Genomic DNA, 625 nt, shown 5'->3' with positions numbered 1-625 from the left:
CGCAGTTCTCGGCGTCGTCGGAGGAGACGGCGGCGCAGTCGGGGGTGGTGGCTGCGGCTGCGGAGCAGGTGTCGCAGAACGTGCGGACGGTGGCTGCGGGTGCTGAGCAGATGGGGGCGTCGATTCGGGAGATCGCGCAGAACTCGAACGAGGCGGCGAAGGTGGCCAATCGTGCGACGGATCGTGCGGCGTCGACGAATGTGACGGTGCAGAAGCTGGGGACGAGCTCGCAGGAGATCGGTGATGTGGTGAAGGTGATCACCTCGATCGCTGAGCAGACGAATCTGTTGGCGTTGAACGCGACGATCGAGGCGGCTCGTGCGGGTGAGGCGGGCAAGGGGTTCGCGGTGGTGGCTTCTGAGGTCAAGGAGCTGGCGCAGGAGACGGCGAAGGCGACGGAGGACATCGCTCGTCGGGTGGAGGCGATCCAGGACGACACGTCGAGTGCGGTGGGGGCGATCGGTGAGATCGCGGACATCATCGGGCGGATCAACGACTATCAGCTGACGATCGCGTCGGCGGTGGAGGAGCAGACCGCGACGACGACGGAGATGTCTCGTGGGGTGCAGGAGTCCGCGACGGGTGCTTCGGAGATCGCGGGCAACATCACCGGCATCGCGACCGC

1 protein-coding gene is annotated in these 625 nt (G+C 66.6%); it reads left to right on the top strand.

The genetic code is table 11. The features are described 5' to 3' along the window. The coding region (locus WFH32_RS19245; protein ID WP_225228515.1) for a methyl-accepting chemotaxis protein at positions 1 to 625 on the top strand (625 nt) is incomplete at both ends.

It is taken from the genome of Oerskovia sp. USHLN155 (assembly GCF_037145535.1).
GTDB lineage: Bacteria > Actinomycetota > Actinomycetes > Actinomycetales > Cellulomonadaceae > Oerskovia > Oerskovia rustica.
Note: the sequence above shows the minus strand (reverse complement) of the source record. Positions and strands in the feature narration are given on the sequence as shown.